This is a genomic window from Sphaerotilus sp., assembly GCF_031429695.1.
Taxonomy (GTDB): Bacteria; Pseudomonadota; Gammaproteobacteria; order Burkholderiales; family Burkholderiaceae_C; genus Sphaerotilus.
Genome location: NZ_JANPAB010000010.1, coordinates 1 through 15,257 on the forward strand (window position 1 = coordinate 1; position 15,257 = coordinate 15,257).

The following is a 15,257-nucleotide window of genomic DNA, read 5'->3' on the forward strand; positions in this document are numbered from 1 at the left end:
GCGACCCCCTGGCTCTCAGCGCCTTCGTGTAGGGCGACCAGTTCTTCGTCGTGTACTTCTTCTTCGCCGGCTTGCTCATCCCGTCAGCCTACCTCACCGCTCGACCACCGGCCGGCTGGGTGGGTTGTGCAACAAAGCCGGTTTTCCTCTTCCACATGCAACAACGCCAAGTGCTTGATTTCAAAGGCACTTGGCGTTTTTCATTGGTCCCATGGCAAGCATGGTTCCCACTGTCACTCCCCATTTGTCCTGGGGACTGGGGGACGGTATCAACCCTGAGGTGCAACACCTCTGATCGGGCCACGCTGCCGAGACGCGTCACCCATGAGCGGTGAGATCAGGCGCAGCGCCCGTTCCTGCCCCGGCCATTAAGCCCCACGAATAGCAGACAGGGTTTCGCGTCGACGGCGCCAGGCCAGCAGACCGCCGCCGGCGGTCAGCAGCAAGGCCGAAGCGGGCTCCGGCACAGGTGCAGCGGCGACCTCGAAAGCGATGCTATCGAAGTAGGCGCGTGTGGCCGTGCCCGAGTAGGTACCAAACAGGGGTGCGGTGCTCGGGCTGGCCGCCCAGACATCGCTCACGATGGCGCCTTCGGCCGACGGCAACAAGCCGCTGACCACGCTGAAGACTTCGCTGTTGTCGACATACCAGCGCAGCGAACTAGCGCTCCAATCAAAGGCGTAGGTGTGCAAGCCTGCCGAAGCATTGAACCCCAGACTGACTGTGTGGTACTGAGCACCGGTCCCGGACAGAAAATAGCTGACCTGCATCCGCGTCGGATCCTGGCCCTGAATGTGCATGCCGACCAATTCGGTCGGGACGCCCACGACGGCACCGGTGTATTTCATGAAATCCGTGACCACGCCTTGCCCCGCGGCCGCCTTCAGCACGGCGGTGTAACGACCAAAGCCATAGGTATCGTTGCTGCGGAGTTGGCCAGAGGCCGAGGGGCGACTGGCGCACTGCTCCGGCGCCGTCGCACACGGCTGGGTATTCAGGCGCAATTCCATCTGCCCTGCAGAGAAGGCAATGTGGTCAGCCCGCCAGCCGTTGTTCACCGGCTCGCCCGGGAAAACGTCATTCGTCCGGGCCCAGCGGGCAGTGTCTTCGCTGGACAGGCTATCGACGAAAGACGCGCCGCCAGCGTGAACCAGTCCGGACACTGGCAACAAGGCCAGGACAAGCAACTTGAACGAGCGGTTAGAAGTGGACATGAGTGAGAGCGATCTGGGTTAATTCGACCGATCTGAAAAAATCAGACCGTGTTCATACCCCCGAGACTAGGCATTGCTCACCCGCTCCACACCCCCCCGAACAGGGACTTCCACACACTTTTCGGTCAGCAAGATCGCTTGATGTGAAAAATTCACATCATCGATCGTTTCCTTGTCTGGAGATCACCCCAGCCCCGGGACCAATCCGGGATCAAGCAAGGTCAGCGCCGCGCGCCACCATGCGACGGCGCAGGGCCGCGGCGCTCGATGTGGCGGAAGGTGATCCGGCCCTTGGTCATGTCGTAGGGCGACAACTCCAGCGACACGGCATCCCCGGCGAGGATGCGGATGTGGTGCTTGCGCATCTTGCCGGAGGTGTAGGCAATCAGTTGATGGCCGTTCTCCAGCGTCACGCGAAAACGCGAGTCAGGGAGCACTTCGGTGACGCTGCCATTCATGGCGATCAGTTCTTCTTTGGCCAAACGGGGCCTCCTGTGAAATGGATGGAATTCAAGAGCAAAACACGGGTCCGCCAAGCGAACCCGCCGCCGAAGCGATTCGGCGGTAATGCAGCAATCGGCCGCTGTACGCATCTTCCGTCGCCGACAAGAGCCGGCGGATCGGTGTCTCGTGCAGCGCATAACCCATCGCCGCCATGCGGCGGTGAAACGGCGATCGGTTGCCACGGTTGGGATCAATGATCATCACCTCGCACACGGGAGCCCCGTGGCGACCAATGAAGGACGACAGCACCCCTGCGTCATCCCGCTCATAGAGCACGTCGCTGCCGATGATCAGGTCGAACAGTCCATTGACCTTCGGCCCGAAATCCGTCGACGCCTCCTGCCCACCCCAATGCCCGTGGCAATACGGCATCGGCGGCAGTTCGTTCAACCTCAGATTCTCGCGCAGAAAACCGCCAGCCAGTGGATGGCAGTCGCTTGCCGTGACATCACCGCCGCGCCGGTGCACCACCAGACTGGCCAGACCGAGGCCACAGCCGATTTCCAGGATGCGCTCGGCGACCACCAACGGCCGGATGGCCATCGCCGCCGCCAGATGCAGCCCGGACGGCCAGACCAGACCGAACAGTGGCCAAGCAGCCGATGAGATACCCAGCCCCTGCGCAGCGCCTGTCGGGTCGGCAAATTGCTGGCGGTCCAGCAACGAGCGGATGTTGAGCGCCGCTGCACCGATCACCTTGATGATCTCGTGCTTGAGCAAATATCCCGGCATGCGGGGCGTGTCCTCTTGGGCCGCCGAGACCCGACAGAAAGGGACACGGCCAGTGAATGGGCGCTAGTGCGATGCAAAAACAAAACCGCTGCAAAGTCGAAACGACTTTGCAGCGCCTTGGCACAGTTTACTCTGGCATTGCCATCTTGACAAATTGACAGACCCGATGGTCATTTTGCCCGGGTGGCCAATTGCGCACAGACATTGCGGCCCGTGACGGTGAGCCGCAGGCTGCCGCCATGCCACTCCATCCAGTTCAGCGCCACGTAGTCCTCGATGAGGGCGGTGTCGATCAGGTCGGCGCGCCGCCGGCTCAGGAACTCGACCGTCGGCAGCAACGCAGACCGCAGTACATCCAGGTGCAATCGTTGCCCATCCATTCCGGTCTGAGCGGTCGGATGCCGTGAACCGGTCATGGTGCTCTCCAGTCGTTGCGAAACGATAGCACCATTCATGCCTGACCCGCCTCGGCACGGTCCCTAAGGAGCGTCCAGGTAACGTTCGATCAGGCTGAAGAAGCGGTCGTAGAACACGCCGGCCGGAATGGTCTCGCTGGCCACCTTGACCAGCGAGTCGTCGCTGGAGGACACCGGCAGAGACAGGGAGCCGATCGCACTGACACCCAGGCTGGCAGAGTTGGGGTTCTTCTTGAGCGAGTAGCGGTCCTGCACCGCGTTGACGAAGGCGATCGTGGACGGCGGATCGCTCGCGGCGGCCGACGCAGCGGTCACCTCGGGCACACAGACGATGTGGAATTCGATCTGCACATGCACTTCCGCCTCGGGCTGGAAGCTCTTGCGGCCATTCACTGCATCAGCGTGCGCGGCTGAGGTGATGACGTAGCCCTGGCTGAGCAAGGCGCGCCGGGCCGCTTCGCAGGTGGCGGAAACGCCCGACGTGAACACGCGCGAGTAGGTCTCGGTCGAGGCGAAGGCTTCGTTCAGGTAAACCCGGCTCGCGGTCTTGTTCGATGTACCGGGCGAGCCAGCACAACCGCCCAGCAGCGCCGCCACCAGCAGCGCCGCGACCGGGCCGGAGCGGGCAAGCGCCTGCATGCAGCGTTCCGGTCAGCGCGCCGGGCGGCGTCCGGCAGGTTTGGTCTTGGCGACCGGCTTGTCCGCCACGGCAGACTCCGGGGCTGCGGTGAACAGCTTGGCGGCCCGGCTCTTGATTTCGAGCAACTCGGTCGGCGTGACCGAGTAGCGCGCCGCCATCACGTCGACCGTGACGCTGAACTCGACGTCCTTCTTGCCATTGGTCAGCAACCCCGACGTGAACTCGTAGTCCTCGTCATGGGCCGGGAAGCCATCTGCCTCCAGGTCGTGGTCCTCGTAGCGAACGTTGCCGATTTCGCCGCTGGCCATGTCCAGCAGTCCAGTGGACTTGATGAGGCTGTCGGACAGTTCGTCGATGATGGCGATGGGCAGTTTCAGGTCCATGTGTTCAGGGGTTCCGATTGAGGGCGCCGGATGATGCCACAGCGTCGATGGCCGCTCCGCGACCGATCACGGGCCGGCGAAGGTCGCGGTGACCGACTTGGCGCCGTCGATCGCCAGCCGGCAGGCGCTGGCGCCGGTACATGCACCACCCCAGCCGACGAAGCGCTGGCCGCGTACCGGAACAGGCGACAGCTGGAGCACGCTGCCAGCATCGCGCGCAAAGCGGCAACCGCTCAGGCAGGACACGCCGTACGGCAACCCGGCAATGCGCCCGGTACTGCCCGCCTGCCGCACCGTCACCACGTGGACCTTGGGCTGGAACTCGGCCCGGACCGCGCGGGCCGCCCCCATCGCCACGGTGCAGGTGGGCGCTGTGCCACTGCAGTGCCCGGACCAGCCTGTGAACTCCGACGACACGGAAGCCGAGGCGGTCAGCGTGACCGAAGTGCCAGTCGTGTAACGCGCGACGCAGGCCTTGCCGCAATCGAGTCCGGTGCCTGCACGCACGGCACCGAGGCCACGGCCGGTCCGGGCTACCGCCAGCACGAAGCTCGGCAGGTCGAACGTGGCCGTCACCGTGGCTGCCGCACGCGGGCTGATCACGCAGACCGTCCGCGTGCCGCTGCAGGCGCCGCTCCAGCCGGTGAAGACCGAGCCAGTGGCTGGCTTCGCGGACAGCGTCACCTTGGTGCCGGCGCCCACGCTGGCGGTGCAGAGGCTGCCGCATTGGAGATCAGCGGGCGCACCGGTCACCACGCCACTGCCTTGGCCCTGGCGGACCACCCGGACCACCACAGGCGCCGAGACCGAAAAGGTCGCGGCGATCGTTGCACCCGCGGTGCCGATGCCGTTCATCGCGGCGCCCGTGGTGCTGCCGTCATGGCGCCGCGAGTTCGGCACCGTGTCCGGGCCGAACAGGTGCGAGGCCGTGTACAGATCGCCTGTGTCGGCGCCCCGGCCCTGCGCGATCTGGTTCAGGCCGTCGGCCTCGACCAGCGCCAGCAACTTGTGCGCGGTGTAGGAGTTGTTGTACTGGTAGTTGCTGCCTGCTGCGTCCAGGCGCGCGTCGACATGCCACAGCGAGATGCCGTCGGCGGGGAAACCGGCGTCATTGCCGGCCGTTCGTTGCCGGTACTCGGCAAGGAAATACTCGCCAAAGGGATAGGCGCCGGAAATGCCGGGCATGAACATCACCGCATCGGGGCTGCTGCCCGCAGGCCGCAGCGTCACGCTGGCGCTGTCGGACGCCACGATGCGCGGGGTCAGCCAGCCCAGCACGAACTTCGAGAACGCGTTGTGGTCGCCCAGGTTGCTGTCCATCATGTCGTAGCCACCCGTTCCCCCCTTGGGGCCGACCGCAGCGTCGTAGTCGTAGTAGTCCGGCAAACCGAGTGCATGGCCGGTCTCGTGGATGTCGACCCGCGGCTCGTAGAGCGGATCTGCGTTGTAGCGTCCGCCCGCCCAGGACCAGACCACCTTGCGCAGGCGCTTGCCATCGTAGGTGCGCGTGCCGCTGTAGCCGGTCTGCTTCGCCCACCAGAACGAGGCCCAGGCGCCGGCCGGTCCGGCCCACTTGACGAACAGGGTGTCGATGGCGCCATCACCGTCGTTGTCGTACTGGGCCAGCGGATGGCCGCTGGCCTGCAGCGCGCCCAGCGCCTCGTCGATGACCGCGGTGACGCCCGCCCCGCCGCCCAGCCCCTGGTAGTGCGACCGGCTGTAACGCGCCCGGTACCACGGTGTCACATGGCCGCGCAGGTCCAGCTGGCCATAGGAGGAGCGCAGATAGAACGCGCGCAGGCTCTCATAGGGATAGCCGGACACCGACGGGCCACCCGCGCCGAACATGCGCTCGGCGATCAGCTCGGGTGTGTTGGCCGCCACGTGGGGCTGGTCGGCAAAATCCACCAGCAGCACCAGCACCTTCGGATTGCCCGTCGTCGGCAGCCCGCCACGCCAGGCCGGCGGCGGGGTATCGATCGAGACGGTGCCGTCCGAGCGGCCCATGCGGTAGGCGAGCGCGGCGACCGAGGCCGGATCGAGCAGGTGGTTGCCCAGCGCCCGGGCCTCCTGGGCCTGGGTGGCCAGCTCACCGCTGGCCTGCAACTGCGCGCGCTCCGCGTCGCTGGGCGGCGCCAGCGCCCAGGCCGGAAGAGCGCCGGCAATGAGCAGGATCAGCACGCGCACGAGCGGCTGCACGAGGCGCCAAAGCGGCGCAAGGACGGTTTTAGGGTGGTTCACGACAGCTCCCTCGATGACGGCAACGCAAGGGCCGCCCACGGAACGGAACGGCACATCCGAACCGTCCTTCGGCACATCGGACCCACGCCTTGACGCGAAACTGCCATTCCCGGCAGTCGATGCCGAGAAAAACCCCGGAAGCGACCACCATTTCTGCCCTTTGCCGGCCTTGGCTGGCACCCCGTCCGATCAGGTTCCGCTCGGCAGACCTGCCATCATCCGCATCCCTGCCAACGCCACGCTGCCGCGCCGCCCCTGCCATGTCCCGCATCGCCGTCATCGACTTCGAAACCACCGGCATCTCGCCCGCCATGGGCGACCGCGCCACCGAGGTGGCCATCGTGCTGCTGGAGGCTGGCCGGGTGGTCGATCGCTACCAGAGCCTGATGTTCACCGGCATGTACATCCCGCCCTTCATCAGCCAGCTCACGGGCATCACCAACGACATGGTGCGCAGCGCACCAACTGCCGTGCAGGTCATGACAGAGGCGGCGCGCTTCGTCGGCGACGCGCCGATGGTGGCCCACAACGCCGCGTTCGACCGCAAGTTCTGGCAGGCCGAGCTGGCCCTGGCGGGAGTCGCGGCGCCGCAGCCCTACGCCTGCACGGTGATGCTGTCGCGGCGCCTGTATCCCCACGCCCCCAACCACAAGCTCGGCACGCTGATCGACTTCCACGGCCTGCCGCGCACTGGCCAGGCGCACCGGGCCATGGCGGATGCGGAGATGGCCGCTGCGCTGCTGGCCCGCATCCAGCACGACCTGCGTGGACCGTCAGGCACCGGGCGGGCCGATCACGATTGGCTGATGCGGGTACAGGCCTGCCCGAAAGCGCAGATCGACCGTCTGCTGGGCACGGTACGGAACACCGCCTGATCCGGCACGCTTGCGCATCCCTGCATCCCTGCATCTACCGCTCTCGCTCTACCGCTGACTGACGCTCAGGACACCTCCATGGCCACCTATCCCCACCTGCTCGCCCCGCTCGACCTCGGTTTCACCACGCTGAAGAACCGCGTGCTCATGGGTTCCATGCACGTCGGACTGGAGGAGGCCAAGGACGGCTTCGCCCGCATGGCCGCGTTCTACGCCGAGCGTGCCCGAGGCGGGGTCAGCCTGATCGTCACGGGCGGCATCGCACCCAACGATGCGGGCCGCCCCATGCCCGGGGGCGCCTGCATGACCACGCAGGCCGAGGCCGACAAGCACCGGGTCGTGACGCAGGCGGTACACGATGCGGGCGGCAAGATCGCGATGCAGATCCTGCACTTCGGCCGCTACGCCTACCACCCCGAGCTGGTCGCGCCGAGTGCCCTGAAGGCGCCGATCAGCCCCTTCCGTCCGCGGGCGCTGACAGGCGACGAGATCGAGCAGACCATTGAGGACTACGTGCGCGCCGCCGCCCTCGCACAGAGCGCCGGCTACGACGGCGTGGAGATCATGGGTTCCGAGGGCTACCTGATCAACGAGTTCATCGCCGCGCAGACCAACCAGCGCGACGACGACTGGGGCGGTGCGTACGAAAACCGCATCCGTTTCGCGCTGGAGATCGTGCGGCGGACGCGGGCACGGGTTGGGGCGAACTTCATCCTGATCTTCCGGCTGTCGATGCTGGACCTGATCGAGGGTGGCTCGACGCAGGCCGAGGTCGTGCAGCTCGCGCAGGCGCTGGAGGCCGCGGGCGTCACCCTCCTGAACACCGGCATCGGCTGGCACGAAGCGCGCATCCCGACCATCGCCACCAAGGTGCCACGGGCCGCCTTCGCCTGGGTGACGCAGGGCCTCAAGGGCAAGGTCGGCATCCCGCTGATCACCACCAACCGCATCAACACGCCCGAGGTCGCCGAGCAGATCCTGGCGGATGACATGGCCGACATGGTGTCGATGGCGCGGCCCTTCCTCGCCGACGCCGACTTCGTGCGCAAGGCCGCCGAGGGCCGTGCCGACGAGATCAACACCTGCATCGGCTGCAACCAGGCCTGCCTGGACCACACCTTCGGCGGCAAGATCACCTCGTGCCTGGTGAACCCGCGGGCCTGCCACGAGACGCTCCTGATCGAGCGTCCTGCCACCACGAAAGCGCGGGTCGCCGTGGTCGGCGCCGGGCCGGCGGGGCTGGCGTTCGCGACGACGGCGGCGCGGCGCGGGTTCGACGTGACGCTGTTCGATGCGGGCCGCGAGATCGGCGGGCAGTTCAACATCGCCAAGCAGGTGCCGGGCAAGGAGGAGTTCTTTGAAACGCTGCGTTACTTCGGCAAGCAGATCGAACTCACCGGCGTGACGCTGAAGCTGAACCACCGCGTCGCCGCGCAGGAGTTGCTGGACGCCGGTTTCCGCCACGTCGTGCTCGCCACCGGGGTCACGCCGCGCACGCCGGACATCCCCGGCATCGACCATCCCAAGGTGGTCGGCTACCTCGACGTGCTGCGCGACAAGTGCGCCGTGGGGCACAAGGTGGCGCTGATCGGCGCGGGCGGCATCGGCTTCGACGTGGCCGAATACCTGCTGCACGAAGGCACCAGCCCGAGCCTCGACAAGGCCAAGTTCTTCGCCGAGTGGGGCGTGGACACGGCCTATGCCCACCGAGGCGGACTGACCCCTGCACACATCGAACCCAGCCCGCGCAAGGTGACGCTGCTCCAGCGCAAGGCCAGCAAGGTCGGCGATGGCCTGGGCAAGACCACCGGCTGGATCCACCGCACCTCGCTGAAGAACCGGCAGGTCGAGATGGTGCCCGGCGTGACGTACCGCCGCATCGACGACGAGGGGCTGCACATCACGGTCGGGGAGCGCGACCTCACGCTGGCGGTGGACACCGTGGTGCTGTGCGCGGGACAGGATCCGCAGCGCGAATTACAGGCCGCACTGCAGGCGGCGGGCTGTGCCGTCCACCTGATCGGCGGCGCCGATGTGGCCGTCGAGCTGGACGCCAAGCGCGCCATCAAGCAGGGCACCGAGCTGGCGCTGGCCTTCGATCCGGCCGCTGCCGAAGCAGCGCCTTCGGTCGCGCCTGCCGCCACGCTGACCGAGCGCCTGCCCGCCCCCGTCGCGCAGAGTCTCGCGCACTGGCACCGCATGGTGGCGCAGGGCGACCTGAGCGAACTCGGCGCGATCCTGCACCGCAAGGCCGTCTTCCGCTCGCCGATGGCGCACACGCCCTATCCCAGCGCGCAGGTCGTCCAGTTGATCCTGAGCACCGTGAGCAAGGTCTTCGAAGGCTTCACCTACCACCGCGAGATGGCCAGCGCGGACGGGCAGAGCGTGATGCTGGAGTTCAGCGCCAGCGTCAGCGGCAAGTCGCTCAAGGGCGTGGACCTGATCCAGTTCGATGCCGAGGGCAAGATCACCGAGTTCGAGGTGATGGTGCGCCCGCTGAGCGGCCTGCAGGCCCTCGGCGACGAGATGGGCCAGCGGCTGGCGCCGTATCTGGCCGCGTACAAAGCGGCCAGGCCAGGCGCCTGAAACCGAGAATCTGCGGTTAAACTTCATGCCGCCAGGAGAGAGCCGCGCCCAGAGCCGGCCGCCGAAGGCGCAGAGGCCCCCGTGAAACGGGGTTTCGAACGCTCAGGCAAAAGGACTGGCAAACGTCGCCCGCAGGGTGGCGTCACCTCACTGGAGAGAGACCGCGCGGTGCTTCGACCAACAGGTCAGCAGCGATCGCGGTCCACCGAAGGGGCAAGCGCGACACCGGCCACACCGGGGTCGCGTCAATCTCTCAGGTAAAGCGGACAGCGAGGGCACCACCACCGACACCGGTGGACCGATCCGTTCAAGATCCGTTGCCTTCGAGAAACCTGCCCATGTCCGCAGACGCCACGCCCACCGCATTGCTGCAAACGCCGCTGCACAACCTGCACCTCGAACTCGGTGCCCGCATGGTGCCCTTCGCCGGCTACGCGATGCCGGTGCAGTACCCTGCCGGGATCATGGCCGAGCACCGCCAGTGCCGCGAGTCGGCCGCGCTGTTCGATGTCTCGCACATGGGGCAGCTTCGCCTTGTTGGCGCGGACGCCGCTGCTGCGCTGGAGTCGCTGGTGCCGCAGGACATCCAGGATCTGCCGGTCGGCAAGCAGCGTTATGCCTTCTTCACGAACGAGGCGGGCGGTCTGCTCGACGACCTGATGGTGACGCGCCGGGCAGACGACCTCTTCCTCATCGTCAATGCGGGCTGCAAGGACGCGGACACGCGCCACCTCGTCGAGCGCATCGGCGGGCGCTGCCAGGTCATCCCGATGCCGGACCACGCGCTGCTGGCTCTGCAGGGTCCGAAGGCGGCCGAGGCACTGGCGCGGCTGGACGCGGGCGTCGCTGCGCTGACCTTCATGTCCGGCGGCACGTTCACGCTGGCCGGCGCCGAGTGCTTCATCACCCGCTCGGGCTACACGGGCGAGGACGGTTTCGAGATTTCCGTGCCGGCAGCGCAGGCCGAAACGCTGGCCCGCGCCCTGCTCGCGCTTCCCGAAGTCGCCCCTGCGGGTCTCGGCGCCCGCGACACGCTGCGCCTCGAAGCGGGCCTGTGCCTCTACGGCCACGACATCGACACCACGACCACCCCGGTGGAAGCCGGCCTGATCTGGGCGATCCAGAAGGTGCGCCGCCCCGGCGGTGCGCGGGCGGGCGGCTATCCCGGCGATGCCACCATCGGCGCACAGCTCACCCAGGGCGCCACCACCAAACGCATCGGCCTGACCGGGCTGGAGCGCACGCCCGTCCGCGAAGGCGCCCCCCTCGTCGATGCGCAGGGCCAGCCCGTCGGCCACGTCACCAGTGGCACCGTCGGCCCGTCCGTCGGCCAGCCGGTCGCCATGGGTTACGTCGCCGCGACGCACGCCGCCGCCGGGAGTGAACTCTTCGCCGAGGTGCGTGGCCGACGGGTGCCGATGCGCGTCACGGCGATGCCCTTCGCACTTCACCGATACTTCCGCGGCTGACCTCTCAGCGTTGTTTTTCATTTTTGTTTTTCATTTCATCCTGGAGTCTTTCATGATCAAGTTCACCGTCGAAAACGAATGGATCAACGCCGCCGACACCGACGTTGCGGTCGTCGGCATCACCCACTACGCGCAGCAACAGCTCGGTGAAGTGGTCTTCGTCGAGTTGCCCAAAATCGGCACCGTCTTCGCACAAGGTGATGAAACCGGCGTGATCGAGTCGGTCAAGGCCGCCGCCAGCATCTATACCCCGGTGTCGGGTGAAATCGTCGCCGTCAATGCGGACGTGGTCGATAACCCCGCGTTGGTGAACGACGATCCAGAAGGTGAAGGCTGGCTCTTCAAGATCAAGCTGTCCGACCCGTCACAACTCGACGCGCTCATGGACGCCGACGCCTACATGGCCCTCCTCGTGTAAGGCGAGTGATCCATGTCATACCCCGCCCCGCCGCCCCGGCCGCCAAGCCTCGCCGATCTCGAGAACGCCAGCGAATTCACCGCCCGCCACATCGGCCCGGGCGCGGCCGACGAGGCGCGCATGCTGGCGGCCATCGGCCCGGCCAGCCGCCGCGCGCTGATCGACGCGATCATCCCGCGCGCGATCGCCCGTCCCGCGCCGATGGAGCTGCCCGCCCCGCTGACCGAGGCGCAGGCGCTGGCCGAACTCAAGGCGCTGGCATCGCAGAACCGCGTGCTGACCAGCCACCTCGGCTGCGGCTACTTCGGCACGTTGACACCCGGCGTCATCCTGCGCAACGTGCTGGAAAACCCCGCCTGGTACACCGCCTACACGCCCTACCAGGCCGAGATCAGCCAAGGCCGCATGGAGGCGCTGGTCAACTTCCAGACCATGGTCACCGACTTGACCGGCATGGCGATCGCCAACGCCTCGATGCTCGACGAGGCCACCGCCGCCGCCGAGGCGATGACGCTGGCCGCCCGCGTGGGCAAGTCGAAGGCCACGCGCTTCGTCGTCGCGCACGACGTGCTGCCGCAGTCGCTCGAAGTCATCCGCACCCGCGCCAAGCCGCTGGGCATCACGGTCGATCAAGTGCATGCCACCGAGATCGCCGCCTCGCTGGCCGCGGCGCCCGCGTTCGCCGTGCTGCTGCAATACCCCGGCGTCAACGGGCAGCTCCGTGACCTGAAGCCGATCATCGACGCCGCGCACGCCGCAGGCGCCATGGCGATCGTCGGCGCGGACCTGCTGGCGCTGACGCTGCTGGTCTCGCCCGGCGAACTCGGCGCCGACATCGCCTTCGGCACCACGCAGCGCTTCGGGATGCCGATGGGCGCCGGCGGCCCGCACGCAGCCTATCTGGCCACGCAGGACGCCTTCAAGCGCTCGCTGCCCGGCCGTCTGGTGGGCGTGAGCATCGACAGCCACGGCGCGCCCGCCTACCGCCTGTCGCTGCAGACCCGCGAGCAGCACATCCGCCGCGAGAAAGCCACCTCGAACATCTGCACCGCGCAGGTGCTGCCCGCCGTCGTCGCCAGCCTGTACGCGGTCTACCACGGCCCGGTCGGCCTGAAGCGCATCGCGCAGCGCGTGGCCGTGCTGACCGCGATCCTCGCCGAAGGGCTGAAGGCGATGGGCTGGCGCCTGCTGCACGACACGGCCTTCGACACGCTGCACGTCGAAGCGGGCGACCGGCGCGACGCGCTGATGGCCGCCGCCGTCGCGTCGGGCCGCAACCTGCGCGCCGCCAGCCACGACACGCTCGGCATCAGCCTGGACGAGACGAGCACCCGCGCCGATGTCGAGGCGCTGTGGGCCGTGTTCGCCCAAGGCGCCACCACGCCGACCGTCGCCCAATACGCCGACGAGGTGGTGCCGATGATCCCGTCGGCGCTGCAGCGCACGTCCACCTACCTGACGCACCCGGTCTTCAACACGCACCACAGCGAGACGGAGATGCTGCGCTACCTCCGCATGCTGTCGGACAAGGATCTGGCGCTCGATCGCAGCATGATCCCGCTGGGTTCCTGCACGATGAAGCTCAATGCGACCTCGGAGATGATCCCGATCACCTGGCCCGAGTTCGCCCACATCCACCCCTTCGCGCCTGCCGAACAGCTCGCCGGCTACGCCGCACTGAACGCGCAGCTCACCGCCTGGCTCGCCCAGGCCACGGGTTACGCCGGCATCAGCCTGCAGCCCAACGCCGGCTCGCAGGGCGAATACGCCGGCCTGCTCGCCATCATGGGTTGGCACGCCTCGCGCGGCGACGCCCACCGCAAGGTCTGCCTGATCCCCGAGAGTGCCCACGGCACCAACCCGGCCTCGGCGCAGATGGCCGGGATGCAGGTGGTGGTCGTCAAGTGCGACGCGGACGGCAACGTCGATCTGGACGACCTGCGCGCCAAGTGCGCGAAGCACGCGGCCGACCTCGCCGCGATCATGATCACCTACCCGTCCACCTACGGCGTGTTCGAGCCGCGGGTGCGCGAGCTGTGCGCGATGGTCCATGCCCACGGCGGCCGGGTCTACGTGGACGGCGCCAACATGAATGCGCTGGTCGGGCTGGCCGCGCCGGGCGAGTTCGGCGGCGACGTGTCGCACCTGAACCTGCACAAGACCTTCTGCATCCCGCACGGTGGTGGCGGGCCGGGTGTCGGGCCGGTGTGTGTCGTGGAAGACCTCGTGCCCTTCCTGCCGGGCCATGCGACGGCGGGCGAACACCGGGCTGGCGGCGTCGGGGCGGTGTCGGCGGCGCCGCTGGGCAACGCGGCGGTGCTGCCGATCTCGTGGATGTACATCCGCATGATGGGCGCGGACGGCCTGAAGTCGGCGACCGAAATCGCCATCCTCAGCGCCAACTACATCGCCGCCCGGCTGGCCGACCACTACGACATCCACTTCAGCGGCGGCATCGATGGCGTGAAGGGCGGCGGCGTGGCGCACGAGTGCATCCTCGACCTGCGCCCGCTCAAGGATTCGTCCGGCATCAGCGCCGAGGACGTCGCCAAGCGCCTGATCGACTACGGTTTCCACGCGCCGACGCTGAGCTTCCCGGTCGCTGGCACGCTGATGGTGGAGCCGACCGAGAGCGAGCCGCTGGTCGAGCTGGACCGCTTCTGCGACGCGATGGTCGCCATCCGCGGCGAGATCGCGCAGGTCGAGTCCGGCGCCTGGCCGCGCGAGGACAACCCGCTGAAACACGCCCCGCACACGGCGGCCAGCCTGCTCGCCAGCGACTGGGCCCACGCCTACGCCCGTGAAACCGCCGCCTACCCGGTGGCGAGCCTGCGGCGTGGCAAGTACTGGTCGCCGGTCGGCCGCGTGGACAACGTCTACGGCGACCGCAACCTGTTCTGCTCCTGCTTGCCCGTGGGCGAATACGCGGGCGACTGAGACTGCGCCGGGGCGGTGAGCTGGTGGTAGACCACCTCGGCCACCGCCTGCAGCTGCGGGCGGTCCACACGGCCGGACAGCGCGTAGCCGAAGCCGTCCTCGACCCAGTAGAACACCTCGACATCGCCTTCCCGGGCGACCTGGAAGGCGGTCAGCGTGTCCGCGGGTCTGGCCCCGGCCGGCGCGGCGCGGCGCACGTAGAGCGTGAGCCGCACACCCGCCGCGTCCTGGTACATGAACTGCGCGACTGGCCCTTCACCCGCCGCCAGCAGGCGCCCGCCCAGCAGCTCGAAGCCGAGCGGTGCGAGCTGCGGCGCGTGGAGCGGCGTGCCGAGCCGCTTCGACAGCCAGGCGACGAGGTGATCCGCCTGCCGGGCATCGACCTCGACAGGGTGGCGCTGCTCCGGCACGTACACGGCATGGGCCAAGGCAGCGTCATGCACGAATCGACCGGACACCCCCGCGGAAACCAAGGCTGTCTGCCGGCCCTGCCCCAGCTGGTAGCCCAGACCACCGCCCACCACCAGCCCGAACAGCAGCGCCGCCGTCGCCCAGCCCGGTCCGGGGCGCGACCCCAGCCGCCAGCGCGCCTGCACGGCAGCGGCCAGCACCGGCGGCGCAGCATCGCCCTGTGCGGCCCGGACCAGCCGCAGCGGCAGCGGCTCGTTGAGCACATCGTCAAACCCGAGGTGCAGCGCCTGGTTCAGCGATTGCCACTGCTGCACCTGCGCGGCCTCGTCCGGATGCGCTGCCAGCCACGCCTGCACGGCCAGCCGACGCTCGGGCGGCAGGCGACCGTCGGCGTAGGCGTGGAGTTCGTCGGCTTGTACGTCAGTGCCCAT

At 67.9% G+C, this 15,257-nt stretch carries 12 protein-coding genes, 1 pseudogene and 2 riboswitches; of the genes and pseudogenes, 5 read left to right on the top strand and 8 right to left on the bottom strand.

Annotated elements, in window-relative coordinates; genetic code table 11:
- Positions 1 to 368: 368 nt before the first annotated feature.
- From RMP06_RS02085 to RMP06_RS02115, 7 genes are all read right to left on the bottom strand, one after another.
- A complete protein-coding gene (locus RMP06_RS02085; RefSeq protein ID WP_310460125.1) occupies positions 369 to 1,214 on the bottom strand; it encodes a family 16 glycosylhydrolase in 846 nt (281 codons plus the stop codon).
- 221 nt (positions 1,215 to 1,435) lie between these two features.
- Entirely contained in the window at positions 1,436 to 1,696 is a 261-nt protein-coding gene (gene infA / locus RMP06_RS02090) for a translation initiation factor IF-1 (protein WP_179634929.1), read from the bottom strand.
- Between the two features lie 28 nt (positions 1,697 to 1,724).
- Positions 1,725 to 2,438 (bottom strand): class I SAM-dependent methyltransferase, encoded by a 714-nt coding sequence (locus RMP06_RS02095; protein ID WP_310460126.1) that lies wholly within the window; start codon positions 2,436 to 2,438, stop codon positions 1,725 to 1,727.
- A 182-nt stretch (positions 2,439 to 2,620) separates the two neighbouring features.
- The gene (locus tag RMP06_RS02100) at positions 2,621 to 2,866 is read right to left on the bottom strand and encodes a hypothetical protein (protein WP_310460127.1); all 246 of its coding nucleotides are present in this window, start codon (positions 2,864 to 2,866) and stop codon (positions 2,621 to 2,623) included.
- A gap of 63 nt (positions 2,867 to 2,929) precedes the next feature.
- A complete protein-coding gene (locus RMP06_RS02105) occupies positions 2,930 to 3,505 on the bottom strand; it encodes a DUF2242 domain-containing protein (protein WP_310460128.1) in 576 nt (191 codons plus the stop codon).
- A 12-nt stretch (positions 3,506 to 3,517) separates the two neighbouring features.
- Positions 3,518 to 3,889 (bottom strand): hypothetical protein, encoded by a 372-nt coding sequence (locus tag RMP06_RS02110; protein ID WP_310460129.1) that lies wholly within the window; start codon positions 3,887 to 3,889, stop codon positions 3,518 to 3,520.
- Between the two features lie 66 nt (positions 3,890 to 3,955).
- Complete coding sequence (locus RMP06_RS02115; protein WP_310460130.1) at positions 3,956 to 6,130, bottom strand: M6 family metalloprotease domain-containing protein; 2,175 nt, start codon at positions 6,128 to 6,130, stop codon at positions 3,956 to 3,958.
- 260 nt (positions 6,131 to 6,390) lie between these two features.
- On the opposite strand from RMP06_RS02115, the gene RMP06_RS02120 reads away from it, so the two are divergent.
- The 5 genes and pseudogenes from RMP06_RS02120 to gcvP all read left to right on the top strand — a co-directional run bounded on the left by RMP06_RS02120 (position 6,391) and on the right by gcvP (position 14,415).
- The gene (locus RMP06_RS02120) at positions 6,391 to 7,005 is read left to right on the top strand and encodes a 3'-5' exonuclease (protein WP_310460131.1); all 615 of its coding nucleotides are present in this window, start codon (positions 6,391 to 6,393) and stop codon (positions 7,003 to 7,005) included.
- A 78-nt stretch (positions 7,006 to 7,083) separates the two neighbouring features.
- Positions 7,084 to 9,093 (top strand): annotated as a pseudogene (locus tag RMP06_RS02125) (NADPH-dependent 2,4-dienoyl-CoA reductase); the annotation flags it as partial.
- A 520-nt stretch (positions 9,094 to 9,613) separates the two neighbouring features.
- A riboswitch (glycine riboswitch) is annotated at positions 9,614 to 9,719 on the top strand.
- Positions 9,720 to 9,731: 12 nt separating this feature from the next.
- A riboswitch (glycine riboswitch) is annotated at positions 9,732 to 9,871 on the top strand.
- A 58-nt stretch (positions 9,872 to 9,929) separates the two neighbouring features.
- A complete protein-coding gene (gcvT, locus tag RMP06_RS02130) occupies positions 9,930 to 11,060 on the top strand; it encodes a glycine cleavage system aminomethyltransferase GcvT (protein ID WP_310460132.1) in 1,131 nt (376 codons plus the stop codon).
- Positions 11,061 to 11,112: 52 nt separating this feature from the next.
- Complete coding sequence (gcvH, locus tag RMP06_RS02135; RefSeq protein ID WP_310460133.1) at positions 11,113 to 11,478, top strand: glycine cleavage system protein GcvH; 366 nt, start codon at positions 11,113 to 11,115, stop codon at positions 11,476 to 11,478.
- Positions 11,479 to 11,490: 12 nt separating this feature from the next.
- Positions 11,491 to 14,415 (top strand): aminomethyl-transferring glycine dehydrogenase, encoded by a 2,925-nt coding sequence (gene gcvP / locus RMP06_RS02140; protein ID WP_310460134.1) that lies wholly within the window; start codon positions 11,491 to 11,493, stop codon positions 14,413 to 14,415.
- Here gcvP and RMP06_RS02145 read toward each other — a convergent pair.
- A complete protein-coding gene (locus tag RMP06_RS02145; RefSeq protein WP_310460135.1) occupies positions 14,355 to 15,257 on the bottom strand; it encodes an anti-sigma factor family protein in 903 nt (300 codons plus the stop codon). The two genes, gcvP and RMP06_RS02145, sit on opposite strands and share 61 nt — an antisense overlap.

Excerpts from the sequence above, each read along its gene's own strand:
- gcvP (WP_310460134.1), top strand. The coding sequence starts at position 11,491 with ATGTCATACCCCGCCCCGCCGCCCCGGCCGCCAAGCCTCGCCGATCTC.
- gcvT (WP_310460132.1), top strand. The coding sequence starts at position 9,930 with ATGTCCGCAGACGCCACGCCCACCGCATTGCTGCAAACGCCGCTGCAC.
- RMP06_RS02105 (WP_310460128.1), bottom strand. The coding sequence starts at position 3,505 with ATGCAGGCGCTTGCCCGCTCCGGCCCGGTCGCGGCGCTGCTGGTGGCG.
- RMP06_RS02110 (WP_310460129.1), bottom strand. The coding sequence starts at position 3,889 with ATGGACCTGAAACTGCCCATCGCCATCATCGACGAACTGTCCGACAGC.
- RMP06_RS02100 (WP_310460127.1), bottom strand. The coding sequence starts at position 2,866 with ATGACCGGTTCACGGCATCCGACCGCTCAGACCGGAATGGATGGGCAA.
- RMP06_RS02085 (WP_310460125.1), bottom strand. The coding sequence starts at position 1,214 with ATGTCCACTTCTAACCGCTCGTTCAAGTTGCTTGTCCTGGCCTTGTTG.
- RMP06_RS02145 (WP_310460135.1), bottom strand. The coding sequence starts at position 15,257 with ATGGGCACTGACGTACAAGCCGACGAACTCCACGCCTACGCCGACGGT.
- gcvH (WP_310460133.1), top strand. The coding sequence starts at position 11,113 with ATGATCAAGTTCACCGTCGAAAACGAATGGATCAACGCCGCCGACACC.
- RMP06_RS02120 (WP_310460131.1), top strand. The coding sequence starts at position 6,391 with ATGTCCCGCATCGCCGTCATCGACTTCGAAACCACCGGCATCTCGCCC.